Origin of the sequence: Niallia sp. HCP3S3_B10 (assembly GCF_052064465.1) — a bacterium.
GTDB classification, from domain to species: Bacteria; Bacillota; Bacilli; order Bacillales; family Cytobacillaceae; genus Niallia; species Niallia hominis.
This window is the reverse complement of the sequence record NZ_JBQHVO010000007.1, coordinates 1-13,358: the sequence shown is the minus strand read 5'-3', so window position 1 is coordinate 13,358 and position 13,358 is coordinate 1. Positions and strand designations below refer to the sequence as shown.

Here is a 13,358-nt window from a genome sequence, read left to right as displayed (position 1 = left end):
ATAAATAATCGATAGAGAAAGGAGGAACTAGCATGATTTCCATCAAGGGGTTGTCAAAGCATTTTGGTGATTTACAAGTATTAAAGGACATAAATCTAGAAGTAGAAAAAGGGAAAGTCATTGTCGTTATTGGACCGTCTGGATCTGGTAAAACGACGATGCTGCGTTGTTTAAACATATTGGAGATACCGACGAATGGCCATATTACGATTGAAAATAAACAATTGGACTTCTCGAAAAAGGTTACAAAAAAGGCTATAACCGATTTTCGAAAATTGACAGGAATGGTTTTTCAAAGCTATAATCTTTTTCCACATAAAACGGCCTTGGAAAATGTAATGGAAGGCCCTATTACGGTGAAAAAGCAATCAAAGGAAATAGCAAGAAATAAAGCTATTGAATTATTAAATAAAGTTGGGCTTGGGGATAAAATCGATTACTATCCATTCCAGCTTTCAGGTGGGCAGCAACAGCGTGTTGGCATTGCAAGAGCATTGGCAATGGAACCAGAAGTGATGTTGTTTGATGAACCGACTTCAGCGTTAGATCCAGAGCTCGTTGGTGAAGTATTAAAGGTAATAAAAGCACTTGCTAATGAGGGAATGACAATGATTGTAGTTACACATGAAATGAAATTCGCGCGTGAGGTTGCAGATGAAGTTATCTTCATGGATGGTGGCTATATTATGGAAAAAGGAAATCCACAGAATATCTTTACTGCGCCTAAAGAAGAAAGAACACAGCAATTCCTACAATTAATTCAATAAAAAAATGAGTTGTTAAGGAAACTCGGATAAGGAGATTCCTTAACAACTCTAAAACAAAAGGGGGAATTACACTTTGTAGTATCATTGTGGCCCCCTTTTTCGTTTTTTATACATACAAAGATAATTTTTTTAAAATCTACATGCTTTTTGAAAAAGGAAGCTATTGTTTATCATGAATTTTCTTATGAATGACTTCCTCTTCTAATAAATTTAAGAAAGCAACAATGATACCAGAGAGCAAAGAAGCAATGGTGTAAACCGATAAACCAGATATAGCATAGAACAGAAACGTTATGATAAGAGTCAATATGCAGCAATAGATAATCGTGTTTACATATACGTGATTTTTCATTTCGAACCTTCTTTCAGCTATTCATATATCTTAGTATATGTGGAGAATTAATAATATACTACTTTTAAAGGGTGATTGCCCTTTTTTATGGATAAAGGGGATAAGCCCTCACTGATTTTACAAAAAAGCATATTTAATAAGTATAAGGAATAGCTTGTATCACCTTCTTAGAAGCTGAATACACAGTCATATTTCTTATACCGTAACCCCATAACCTCCTCTCACTTAAGGTATAGCCGTTCGTTTGGCTATACCTCTTTTTTTATATCTCGATACATAAGCGTATTTATCATTGTTATAGTTCGCGAAACACGGTTAATAGCGACAAAATTCATGACGCCCTTTTAATGAAGGGTGTTTTCAACCAAAATAGGGTTATTTTTTCCTCCTAATTGCTTTAAGCAACAGTATTTTGTAAAATAGGTATAAACAACTATTTGTTTTGTGAAAATTTCATCAAATTTCCTATTTATAATTCATTTGTCCTGTCGATAAAAGAATTATAAACAAAATAAGTTGGAGGTTTTTTAGAAAAAACAGGTGAAAAGAACTATAAAAAGTCAGGATGGTATAGCTATATGAAAAGAAGAAATTTATTTCATAGTTTAAGAACAAAAATGATAATCATCATACTTTTTGCTACATTCTTTAGTACGATGATTTCGTTTAAGTTGCATGAAATTATTCATGAGTCAGGCATTTTTCCAGAAGCATTTGGTATTTTCGTAAATACGATTATTAATCTAGTTTTTGTGACGATTATTGTTTCATTATTTACACGACGAATCATCATATCTCCACTTAAAAAATTATTAAATTCTACAAAGAGAATTACAGAAGGCGATTTAGATATTGAAATTAATAAGGCTTCGAATGATGAAATTGGCCAATTGACAGATGAATTTATTTTAATGAAAGAATTTATAAGAAATTTAGTGCTGAAAGTAAACGAGACATCTGAACATATTAATGCATCTGCTGAAAAATTAACGGCGAATACAGTGGAAACAAGCTATGTATCAGAACAAATTTCTTCCTCCATTCAGAGTGTTGCAGCAGGGTCTGAAGAGCAAACGAAAGGAATGGAGTTCATTGTAGATTCTGTTGCAGTTGTTAATAACGAAATTAAAGATATTGCCAAAAATACAGAAGAAATGGTGAAAAACACGAATGATACAGTATTGAAGGCAAAAGAAGGACAAGAAGTTGTGGAGAGTACTGTTACTCAAATGAGTTTAATCCAGAATTCAGTGAAGGAATCTAATGACTCTATCGTATTATTACAGGAGCGTTCACAAGAAATTGGGCAATTTTTAAATGTAATCACAGAAATTGCTGATCAGACCAATCTATTGGCTTTAAATGCAGCAATTGAGGCAGCTAGAGCCGGAGAGGCAGGAAAAGGTTTTGCAGTAGTTGCTGAAGAAGTTAGAAAGCTTGCTGAACAATCTAATCAATCTGCTAAACAAATTGCTGTATTAGTAAATGAAATACAAAAAGATACCCTGTCGTCGGTTAAAACAATGAAAAGAGTGACAGAGGAAGTAAAGGATGGCATTAATATTACAAATGATACAAAGCAAAAGTTTAGTATTATTTCCAATTCTATGTTATCAATGAGCAGTCAAATGAAAGACATTTTGGATGCTGCCACTAAGATTTCTACGAATATTGTGGAGGTTGCAGGATCTGTGGATCAAGTTACAGGTATCGCGAAGGAAAATAGTCAAAATTCGATGAACGTATCGGAAGCCTCCCAAGAACAACTGGCAGCAATCGAAGAAATAGCTACTTCTACTAAATCTTTAGCGAAAATTGCCGACGATTTAGTGGAGTTAACAAAAACAATCCGTGTAAACTAAATTAAATGAAAAACAAAAAATAAGAATGGTCAAAAGATAAGTTAACATCTCCAGATAAATTCTACTGGATGCTAAACACTTTTGATCATTCTCTTTTTTTTGGGGGAATATAAAAGGGAATAATCGTTGTATGACATTTTAAACAGTTTTGATTCAATTTGATTAAAGTTAGGAATCAAAATAATAAATTTTACGAAAATGATTGTCGAAAGTTGTTATTTCATGCAAATACAAATATAATGGAGAATTGTAAATATGCAAATTACTTCTATTCATTTAGGGAGAATATAAATATAAAAAATAATAGTTTTTAGTGTGAGAGGATTCAAGCCCCACTGTTAAAAGTTTTACTGAACAGGAGCAATGACAATATGTCCCCAAAAAATTCATCAAAAATAGATTATACACTTGTTCTAATATTAATGCTTTTATGCTTAACAAGTCTTACTGCTATCTATGGAGCGAATTCTGCTTATGTGTTAAAGCAGGTTTTATATTATGTGGTTGGTATCGGAATTATTATTGGAGTGATTCGGCTAGATTCGGATCAGTTAAAAAAATTAACTTGGTATTTATATGGTTTTGGTTTGTTATTATTAGTTTTACTTATTATTGCGCCAGAAAGTATTGCACGAAAAATTAATGGTGCGAAAAGTTGGTTTACGCTTCCTGGCTTTTCTTTACAGCCTTCTGAATTCGTTAAAGTGTTTTTAGTATTAGCGCTATCTCGATTAATTGTAGAACATCAAGAAAAATATATTGTGAAAACTTTACAAAGTGACTTTTTACTATTATTTAAAATTGGAGGAGTAACGGCACTTCCACTATTCTTAGTAATGTTACAGCCTGACTTAGGAACTTCTTTAGTGTTCCTTGCTATTATGTTAGGTATGGTATTTATCTCTGGTATCTCTTGGAAGATATTAACGCCTATTTTCTCCAGTTTTGCCGTTATTGCATCGGCAGTCCTATATATGGTTATTTGGCATTCGGATTGGATTACAACGTATTTTGGAGTAAAGGAATATCAAATGGGAAGAATCTACTCTTGGTTGGATCCATATACGTATCAGAGCACAACTGGATATCATTTAACCCAATCCTTACTTGCGATAGGATCGGGTCAAACGACAGGGAAGGGCATTGGCACTAGTGAAGTAGTACTTCCTGAAAATCACACTGATTTTATTTTTAGTGTGGTTGGAGAGGAGTTTGGCTTTATTGGCGCTAGTATTATAATTAGTTTGTTTTTCTTACTTATATACCACATTACAAAAGTAGCATTGGAAACAAAAAATACTTTTTATACTTGTATGAGTGTAGGAATTATTAGTATGCTTTGTTTTCATGTTTTCCAGAATATTGGAATGACAGTAGGGATTCTTCCAATCACTGGTATTCCACTTCCTTTTATTAGTTATGGTGGTAGTTCTTTAATGGGGAATATGCTTTCTATGGGATTAATTTTTTCGATTAGATACCATTATAAAAAGTATATGTTTTCCAGCGATGAATAACAATTTTTTATTTGAGCATAACGAAAAGAGGCTGACAGGGTGCAGCCTCTTTTCGTTTATTCTTTCTCCATTCTTTAATGAGGGGGAAGAAAAGGAAAGAATAGCCATCATTTTGGGAAGTTAATGATATTGATAATCATTATCATTTGGTGTAATCTAATAATAAAACAATTTATTTTTATTGTCAATGTATATATAAGGAGGAATAATATAATGAATGAAAAATTTCGAGAAGAATTTGAAGCACTATTAAGTAATTATACAGAATTACTACTAGGAGATGAAAATAAGGAGTTAAATGAAAAAGTACAAATATGGATGCTTTATTCATTTATGTCGAAAAACATGCCAGGATTGGTAAAGCATTGGAATGCTAAATTTCCAGATGGTAAACAAACGATGATAGAAATAATATCCGAAATAAAAAAAATGAATGAGATAAGAAAACAAAATCAGAAATAAAACATATGCTATATAGAAAGCCTGGACAAAGTACAAAAACATACCACCAAATACGTAGGTGGTATGAATCAATAAGATTACTGAATAGTAGTATTGCCGTAAGGGAACTGGTTACTATAGCCTTTAAATTGCTGATAGGATTGTTGAAGCTTTTGCTGATCAGCTGCTTCAAGCTTATACCAGCCTTTTTGAAACATTAAATCATATAGTTCCCTTTGCATATTTTGCGTTTCAGTAAAAATCGATAATAAATCTTGATATAGTGGTTCATTGCTTGCTTCATTTAATGCTGTTGAATAAGAGTCGGTTAAATATTTTTCCGTTGAAAGCATATCATTAGTGAAATCACGATCATTCATTTGTGGTGTTTTTGGTACCTGCGCTTCAGGATTTTGAATTGTATTTTGTTGGTTCATTTTCTTTGTCCTTCCTCACAAGATATTATTTCATATGTTTGATTGCTGATTCATCCATTCTCTTTTATGAGAAGCTACTCATTCTGCCAAAGACAAGATCAAAATAAGGTTTGGCATTCTCTTTAGCAGAATGAGCAGTATGAATCAACAATCGCTGCAATTTAGTAAGTAATTATTGTGGTTGTTGAGACATGGGCTGATTGCTATCATTTAAGTGATTAAGTATTCTTTCATAATGATGCTGATGCATTTGTCCACATTTTTCAAGCTGCGATTTAATAGCCGGATCTTGGGCACTTTGAGCAAAAAAATGTGCTTTTTTCATTGCTAATAAATTCCAAGATAGCATATCTGTTAAATAAAGGGAATCTTTGACTGTTACCATAACTGGTGGTTTCATCATCATCCCGTTTGGCTGTGTCATATTATTGGGTTGCTGTTGTTGCATTTTAATTTGACCTCCTAAAAACTATCGCTTTTTATATTGATTATTTTGACTATTGACTTTTCCACCACCATCTGTTTCAACGGTCGGACCAGCATTTCCTTTCACACTAGTCGCACTAACACCTGATTTAGAAGGATTCTTTTTAAGACGGGCCATCTTTCTATTCACCTCCCTTTCTTGTTACATTTTTAGCATTTCCTATTTTTTTTATTTAATGAGCACATAGCTTCGAGATTATTATGTCCAGTCCTTAATTAGAAATGGTATATACGTAAAGACAGAAGGGTTTTGGTTAATAATTGACTATCTAGACAAAAGGCTGTTTTCTTATAGAATTGTTGCTTTTTCAAAAGGGAAAATAAACTAATTAGTAATACGGAGCAGCCTGAATACACGTAGACTCCTATGGGATTAGCGAGAAAGGCGAGACCCCGCAGTAGCTGAGGAGGCTCGCCACTCGCCCCGTGGAAAGCGAAGTGTATTCAGGCTGCGGTTCATAGCAACAAACATTACGAAAACAGCCAAACAAATACAAACACAAAAGCCAATCGAAACTTAATTAATTTTCAAGGAGGAAGTAAGGTGAAAGAGATAAAATCAGCTGCGGTTATTGGTTCTGGAGTAATGGGTGCAGCGATTGCGGCACAGTTTCTTAATGCAGGCATTTCTACCGTTCTTCTGGATATTGTGCCAAATCAGTTAACAGAAGAAGAGAAACAGAAAGGATTAACGAAAAAGGATAAGATGGTAAGAAATAGATATGGACTGCTTGCCATCGAAAAAATGAAAACAGATTCTCCTAGTCCACTCACCTCTTTTCATAATTTATCGCTTTTAACAATAGGGAATCTAGAGGATGATTTATCACTTCTGAAGGAAGTAGATTGGATAGTTGAAGCGATAATTGAAGATGTTCAAATAAAAAAGGAATTATTTAAAAAGGTAGATCAATATAGAAAAAAAGAATCAATTGTTAGCAGTAATACTTCTGGTATCTCCATAAATAAAATGAAAGAGACTCTTTCTGCAGATTTCCAAGCACACTTTTTAGGGACACACTTTTTTAATCCGCCTCGCTATATTAAATTGATGGAAATAATTCCTACAGAAGAAACTGACCCCGTAGTGGTGAAAATCATAAGTGATTTTGCTGAAGAGACATTAGGAAAAGTGGTAGTAAAAGCCAGTGATACTCCTAATTTCATTGCGAATCGAATTGGTTCATATGCTTTTTTAAACATTGTGAAAGAAATGATGAAGGCTGATTTAACAATCGATGAAGTGGATCAATTAACTGGTCCGCTAATTGGCCGCCCGAAAAGTGCCACCTTTCAAACCTTAGATATGGTTGGGTTAGATACTTTTTATCAGGTCATTCAAAACATGCAAGGAAAAATGAAATTAGCAGAAGAAATAGAGATGTACCAAATCCCAGCTTTGCTAGAAGCAATGCTTAAGAAGAAGATGCTTGGTAGAAAAGTTGGAAAAGGGTTTTATAGTAAAACAGAAAAAGGATTAAAAGTTTTAGATTATCATACATTCACATACAAGGATTTAACAGCAACGAAAGAAAATGTGGTTAAAAAGCCTCTTTCATCGTTTTTACAGGAAAAAAATAAAAAAGCATTTTTTTTATGGAATGGAATTGCCCCATTTTTGCTTTACTCTGCAAAAATGGCTGGTGAGATAACAGATTCCATTTATGAGTTAGATCAGGCTGTTCAATCTGGTTTTAACTGGAAAAATGGTCCGTTTCGTTTATGGGATAAATTATCTCTAAAAAACACGATCGAGCGAATGGAAGAAGAATTAATGGATATTCCTTTATGGATCAAAGAAATGATTGATCATGGATTTGACCAATTTTATAAAGAAATTAATGGGGTGGAGCATTATTATCATAAAGGACAATATTTGCCCATTCCAAAAAGTATGGATCAAATAAGCATTCGAGAAAGTAAAAAGCAAAGAGATCCCCTTCTTTCTAATGATGGAGCAAGTCTAATAGAGATAGGTGATGGTGTCTTATTGCTTGAATTACACAGTAGAAATATGAGTATTGGTGTCGATATTCTGACGATGATTGAGCAATCGATAGCATTGATAGAGGCGCAGGAATTTAAAGGGTTGATTATTGGTAGTGAAAAAAAGAGTTTTAGCCTCGGTGCAAATTTAGCATTGATGCTTCTAGAAGCACAAAACGAAGATACTGTTGAAATAGAGCTAGCCGTCCGCCGTTTTCAGCAAGCAATGAAGCGCATAAAATATTGCAAAAAGCCAGTTGTAGCGGCTCCTTATCAAAAAACATTAGGGGGAGGAGCGGAAATTTGTCTGGCCGCAAGCAAGGTGCAAGCTTCCTTAGAAACGTATATTGGTCTTGTGGAAACAGGGGTTGGGCTTATTCCAGGTGGTGGAGGAACAACCGAATTGTATTGTAATAAATGGAGAAAAAAGCCAAGTTCTTCAACGGAGGATTTACTAAAGCTTACAGGAGAGGTATTTCAGACGATTTTAACAGCTAAGGTTGCTACTTCTGCCGCCCATGCAAAGGAAATAGGCTTTTTTACGGAGATGGATGGGATAACCAATAATGAACGATTTATATTAAGAGATGCCAAAAAAGCAGTCCTACAATTAGCCAATGAAAATTATCTCCCTCCAAAAAAAGAAAAAATTGTTGTGTCAGGTAGAAATGGCTATCAATTCTTAATGAAGGAAATAGTAAAGCTACAAAAAATCGGGTTTATATCGGAGTATGATGCCTTCATTGCAAGCAATCTTGCAACAGTTCTTACAGGCGGCGATGTAGATTGTGGAGCATTGGTAGAGGAGGATTATCTATTAGACCTAGAAAGAGAAGCTTTTATTCGTTTGATTAGAAAACAAGAGACACAGCAAAGAATGCTGCATTTATTACAAACAGGGAAGCCATTGACAGCGAAATAAAGATGAAAAACCTTGAAAGGAAGGAAAGGATTACTATGCAAAAGGGTGGAAGTTTTTTAACAGAACCAATCACCATAGACGCTATCTTTACACCAGAGGATTTTACAGAAGAGCATCAAATGATTGCAGAAATGACAAGTGAATTTGTGCAAAAAAAGGTATTGCCACATTTAGCTGAAATGGAAAATCATCAATTTACAATTACGAAACAATTGATGGAAGAAGCAGGAGAGTTAGGACTCTTAAGCTCAGATATTCCTGAAGCATATGGCGGTTTGGGATTGGATAAAATTAGTACAGCAGTTATTTCGGAAATGATGTCTGTGGCAGGGGGGTTCTCTGTTACGCACGGTGCCCATATAGGAATTGGCTCATTGCCGATTGTCTTATTTGGAAATAAAGCGCAGAAGGAAAAGTATTTACCAGCATTAGCTAGCGGTAAAAAAATAGCATCTTACGCATTAACAGAACCTACGGCCGGATCAGATGCGCTTAGTGTAAAAACAAAGGCTGTTTTAAATGAGGCAGGCACACATTATCGTTTAACAGGAGAAAAGCAATGGATTACGAATTCTGGAATTGCAGATATATTTATTGTATATGCAAAAGTCGATCAAGAGTATTTTACTGCCTTTATCGTTGAAAAAGAATTTTCTGGTGTGTCAGTGGGAAAAGAAGAAAAAAAATTAGGAATCAAGAGCTCATCAACTTGCGCAGTCCGTTTTGATCAGGTAGAAATACCCATTGAAAATGTATTGGGAGAGGTAGGAAAAGGCCATTTAATTGCATTAAATATCTTAAACATTGGGCGCTATAAACTAGGCCTTGGAGCTATTGGCGCTAGCAAGGAAGCCCTTAAAAAGACGATTGCCTATACAAAACAACGAATACAATTTTCCACCCCAATAGCTCATTTTCCTCTAACACTTGAAAAGTATGCGACGATGGCTTCTTATATTTATGCCGCAGAAAGCACTGTTTATCGAACAGCTGGAATGCTTTCAGAAGCAATGGATGAACTATCGGACGATGTAGAAATGAAAGTAATGGCAAAAATTATTAATGAATACGTAATTGAGTGTAGTTTAAATAAGATTTTTGCATCAGAAGTATTAGATATGGTTGTAGATGAATGTGTTCAACTTCATGGTGGTAATGGTTTTATGGAAGACTATGATATTGTTAGAATGTACCGCGATTCAAGAATCAATCGTATCTTTGAAGGAACAAATGAAATAAACAGGTTAATGATACCTCCTACCTTGGCGAAAAAGTGCCTAAAAGGTGAGCTTCCCATTTTGTCCCTAGCAGCGATGACAGAAAAAGAGATGCTTTCCTATCTTCCGGATGAACCAGATGGAAAACCGTTATCACAAGAAAAGATGCTCCTCTCCAATGCAAGAAAAATTACCTATCTCTTATTTGGAATGATGCTGAGACAATATAAGCAACAATTGGAAGAACAGCAAGAGATTATGGTGAATCTAACAAATATAATCAATGCTGTCTTTGCAATGGATTCTTGTATTATAAGAACGGAAAAGGCGATGATAAAGGGCAAGAACGATGAAATGCAAAAATTATTATATACGGAAATATATTGCCAAGAAGCCTTCCAACAAGTGATTTTAGAGGCAACAGATACTTTAGCATATATGCTTAGCGGCGATGAATTAAGATTAGCCCTTTCCGTATTGAAGAAATATACTAGATTTACGCCAAAGCCGATTATTAGAAGTAAGAGAGAGGCTGCTACATGTATATTAAAAGCCGGTGGATATCAGGTATAATTTTATTGATAAGAATGATTCAAGGTTCTTCAGACAGTTTAGGTTACTATCATGAAGAACCTTTCTCTTGTATCAACCCAATACTTTATGGTTATCTTCCTTTTCAAAAGAGAAGAAGTTCCATTTTGCATAACGCAAAAATGAATGGAGAAATCTAGTTAGGAGATAAGTTCCGTAGAGGTCTTCTTTATTGAAGTTTCACTTTATATAAAATTGTGATAATATTTAGTTGGATGTTATAAAATACATAGATTATGGGTGATGGAATGAAAGTTACTTTTTATTGGTATCCAAAATGCTCAACTTGTCGTAAGGCAAAAAAGTGGCTGGATGAAAATCATGTGTCATATGAAGAAGTACATATTGTCGATAATCCTCCTTCCCGCGAATTATTAGAGGATTTGTATAAAAAAAGTGGTCTAGAATTAAAGAAATTCTTCAATACGTCTGGACAGAAATACAGAGATCTAGGATTAAAGGATAAATTGAAAGAATCATCAGAGGACGAACTGCTTGATTTACTTGCTTCTGATGGCATGTTAATAAAAAGACCTTTAACGACAGATGGAAATAAAGTTACATTAGGCTTTAAAGAAGAAATGTTTAAAGAAAGTTGGGCATAACATTACCTGCTTTTTTTAATAGGTGGCTCTAAGATAAAGGGCAAATATGATTTTACGGAGGGGTTAATAATGACGGTACCAAAGGATTTAAGATATTCAAAAGAACATGAATGGGTAAAAGTTGAAGGAGATAATGCTCGTATAGGAATTACACATTTTGCACAATCTGAATTAGGCGATATCGTATTTGTTGAACTACCGGAAGTAGGCGATGAAGTAACTGCGAATGAGCCTTTTGGAAGTGTAGAATCTGTAAAGACAGTTTCGGAATTATATGCTCCAATCAGCGGTAAAGTAGTAGAAGTAAATGAGGATCTTAGTGATAATCCAGAGTATGTTAACGAATCTCCTTATGAAAATGCTTGGATGGTAATTATTGAACCAAGTGATAAAGCAGACATTGAAACACTAATGACTGCAGAGCAATATGAAGACATGACGAATGAAGGATAATTCTTAGTAATGATGACATCGGTAAATTGCCGATGTCTTTTCTTCAATAGAGTGCTTAATTAGATAAATATTAAGTTGAAAATTGTTCCATTAACCTACTTCTTTCTCTTTAAGTTTGAATATGTTAAAGTATATCAAATAACTCCTTTAGGTGATCAAAATGAAAAAAGTAATCATTGTGGAAGGCAAATCGGATAAACGAAAAGTAGAAAAAATTGTACGTGAACCGGTGGATATTATTTGCACAAATGGAACAATTGGCGTTTCGAAGCTGGATGAATTATTAGAAGAATTAATGGATAAAGATGTGTATATTCTAGTGGATGCAGACAAATCTGGAGATAAGATAAGAAAGCAGTTTAAAAGAGAGCTTCCAGAAGCAGAATTTCTTTATATTGATCGGAAGTACAAAGAAGTTGCTACCTCTCCTGAACATCATTTAGCAACACTATTATTACAGGCAAACATTGAGATTAATGCAAAATATTTAGATGCAAGGATGAATGGATTATGATAGATTGGAAGATCGACCAATGGGAGAAACAAATCAAGGATGCTCCTCTTGTATGTCTTTATTTGTATACTCCCCTTTGCGGAACATGTATGGTTGCTTCTAAAATGCTAACAATATTACATACAATGAAGCCAGATTTACATTTAGGAAAAATGGATTTGAATTATGCACCAGAATTAGCGGTAGAGTACGAAGTCGAAAGTGTTCCATGTTTAGTTATTGTAGAAGAGGGATTGCTAAAGGAAAAATTGTATAGATTTGAATCGGTTCCTCATTTAGTAGAGGTTATCAATAAATATACGAAGTAGAAAGACTCTTTTTCAGACAGAAAGGGTCTTTCTTTTATGGCTTGGTGGATAAACGAGGTGGCACCATCCATAAAAGCCAGTTTACTAAAAAAAAGGTAACAGTAACAAATCACTTATTCTAAAAGATTGAGTCAAGTTTTTGTGGGAGTTTTTTTTAGCTCCCTTTTTATAAAGTAAAACTTCTAATTTTGTATCCGTTTTCTAAATGTTTTCTTTCATCAAAATTTCGTCTTTTTCTTTTTTAAAAACCTTTTAATCCCTGTAAGGCAAAGTGAATGGGTTTTCCAATCGCTTGATTTAAGTATGGCAGGTTCTGACGCACGGTTTCTGTTACTAATTTTCTGGATATTTTTCTTTTCGGTTGATGTTCTTTCTTTGATGTATTTAGGCTTTTTTCTTTCTCCCATTTCCCATATATCGTTTGGATGGATAGGTCATCCTTCAATCCAATCCACAAACGTGCCATGCTCATGACGCCTTTTTTGCTCCATGCTCTTCCATTTTTTAATCGTTTGGCTAATTGATTCATCATTGCTTCTGCACTTCCCATTGGTCGATACGCTGTCGTATCCACGCCTTTCTCCTGTAACCAACTACGATAATCTTTTATGGTTTCCTGATGATGCGTTAAAAAGGCGAGGAAATGCTCTAGTTTTTCTTCTTCTTCTGGTGTATCCATTGTTCCTACTGCACTATTCAACTCTAGAAGTAATGTTTCTACCTGGTAGTTTTTTAACGCTCTTCTCATGTAGCGGTATCGAGGATGGCTCTTCATTAGCTGTTTCATCGAACGAGCTACATGAAACCGATCCATGGTGAAAAAGGCGCGTTCCCGAAAATACTCCCGACATGCCGTTATCCAGCCTGCTCCATCGCCATTAATAATAAGCAAGGTTTGGG

At 34.5% G+C, this 13,358-nt stretch carries 15 protein-coding genes; 10 read left to right on the top strand and 5 right to left on the bottom strand.

The genetic code is table 11. The features are described from left to right. The first annotated feature begins 32 nt into the window (after positions 1-32). The gene (locus ACTNDN_RS05495) at positions 33-767 is read left to right on the top strand and encodes an amino acid ABC transporter ATP-binding protein (protein WP_031536350.1); all 735 of its coding nucleotides are present in this window, start codon (positions 33-35) and stop codon (positions 765-767) included. 160 nt (positions 768-927) lie between these two features. Here the strand turns inward: ACTNDN_RS05495 and ACTNDN_RS05490 are convergent, their stop codons facing one another. Beyond that, positions 928-1,119 carry a hypothetical protein gene (locus tag ACTNDN_RS05490; RefSeq protein ID WP_152910785.1) on the bottom strand — a complete coding sequence of 64 codons (192 nt, stop codon included), beginning with the start codon at positions 1,117-1,119 and terminating at the stop codon, positions 928-930. A 578-nt stretch (positions 1,120-1,697) separates the two neighbouring features. On the opposite strand from ACTNDN_RS05490, the gene ACTNDN_RS05485 reads away from it, so the two are divergent. The 3 genes from ACTNDN_RS05485 (at position 1,698) to ACTNDN_RS05475 (ending at position 4,960) form a co-directional block, all read left to right on the top strand. After that, a complete protein-coding gene (locus tag ACTNDN_RS05485; RefSeq protein ID WP_048716747.1) occupies positions 1,698-2,981 on the top strand; it encodes a methyl-accepting chemotaxis protein in 1,284 nt (427 codons plus the stop codon). A gap of 371 nt (positions 2,982-3,352) precedes the next feature. After that, on the top strand, positions 3,353-4,498 hold the full coding sequence (gene rodA / locus ACTNDN_RS05480; protein ID WP_031536348.1) for a rod shape-determining protein RodA: 1,146 nt from the start codon (positions 3,353-3,355) through the stop codon (positions 4,496-4,498). A gap of 213 nt (positions 4,499-4,711) precedes the next feature. Next, the gene (locus ACTNDN_RS05475) at positions 4,712-4,960 is read left to right on the top strand and encodes a DUF2573 family protein (protein ID WP_031536347.1); all 249 of its coding nucleotides are present in this window, start codon (positions 4,712-4,714) and stop codon (positions 4,958-4,960) included. A gap of 77 nt (positions 4,961-5,037) precedes the next feature. On the opposite strand, the gene ACTNDN_RS05470 is transcribed toward ACTNDN_RS05475, so the two are convergent. From ACTNDN_RS05470 to ACTNDN_RS05460, 3 genes are all read right to left on the bottom strand, one after another. After that, entirely contained in the window at positions 5,038-5,376 is a 339-nt protein-coding gene (locus ACTNDN_RS05470) for a spore coat protein (RefSeq protein ID WP_031536346.1), read from the bottom strand. 172 nt (positions 5,377-5,548) lie between these two features. Further along, entirely contained in the window at positions 5,549-5,824 is a 276-nt protein-coding gene (locus ACTNDN_RS05465; protein ID WP_031536345.1) for a hypothetical protein, read from the bottom strand. A 21-nt stretch (positions 5,825-5,845) separates the two neighbouring features. Further along, a complete protein-coding gene (locus ACTNDN_RS05460; protein WP_235248169.1) occupies positions 5,846-5,980 on the bottom strand; it encodes a YuzL family protein in 135 nt (44 codons plus the stop codon). A gap of 426 nt (positions 5,981-6,406) precedes the next feature. On the opposite strand from ACTNDN_RS05460, the gene ACTNDN_RS05455 reads away from it, so the two are divergent. The 6 genes from ACTNDN_RS05455 (at position 6,407) to ACTNDN_RS05430 (ending at position 12,458) form a co-directional block, all read left to right on the top strand. Further along, on the top strand, positions 6,407-8,770 hold the full coding sequence (locus ACTNDN_RS05455) for a 3-hydroxyacyl-CoA dehydrogenase NAD-binding domain-containing protein (protein WP_441130837.1): 2,364 nt from the start codon (positions 6,407-6,409) through the stop codon (positions 8,768-8,770). A gap of 2 nt (positions 8,771-8,772) precedes the next feature. Beyond that, positions 8,773-10,560: an acyl-CoA dehydrogenase family protein gene (locus ACTNDN_RS05450; protein WP_441130836.1), complete on the top strand. Its 1,788-nt coding sequence runs from the start codon at positions 8,773-8,775 to the stop codon at positions 10,558-10,560. 266 nt (positions 10,561-10,826) lie between these two features. Next, entirely contained in the window at positions 10,827-11,183 is a 357-nt protein-coding gene (locus ACTNDN_RS05445; protein WP_349205082.1) for an arsenate reductase family protein, read from the top strand. Positions 11,184-11,252: 69 nt separating this feature from the next. Beyond that, complete coding sequence (gene gcvH, locus ACTNDN_RS05440) at positions 11,253-11,636, top strand: glycine cleavage system protein GcvH (RefSeq protein ID WP_031536340.1); 384 nt, start codon at positions 11,253-11,255, stop codon at positions 11,634-11,636. A gap of 160 nt (positions 11,637-11,796) precedes the next feature. Further along, a complete protein-coding gene (locus tag ACTNDN_RS05435) occupies positions 11,797-12,150 on the top strand; it encodes a toprim domain-containing protein (protein ID WP_031536339.1) in 354 nt (117 codons plus the stop codon). Beyond that, complete coding sequence (locus ACTNDN_RS05430) at positions 12,147-12,458, top strand: thioredoxin family protein (protein WP_031536338.1); 312 nt, start codon at positions 12,147-12,149, stop codon at positions 12,456-12,458. The genes ACTNDN_RS05435 and ACTNDN_RS05430 overlap by 4 nt, the downstream gene beginning before the upstream one ends. 241 nt (positions 12,459-12,699) lie before the next feature. On the opposite strand, the gene ACTNDN_RS05425 is transcribed toward ACTNDN_RS05430, so the two are convergent. After that, positions 12,700-13,358: UPF0236 family transposase-like protein (locus ACTNDN_RS05425; protein WP_441130835.1), on the bottom strand; the 659-nt coding region annotated here is incomplete at its 5' end.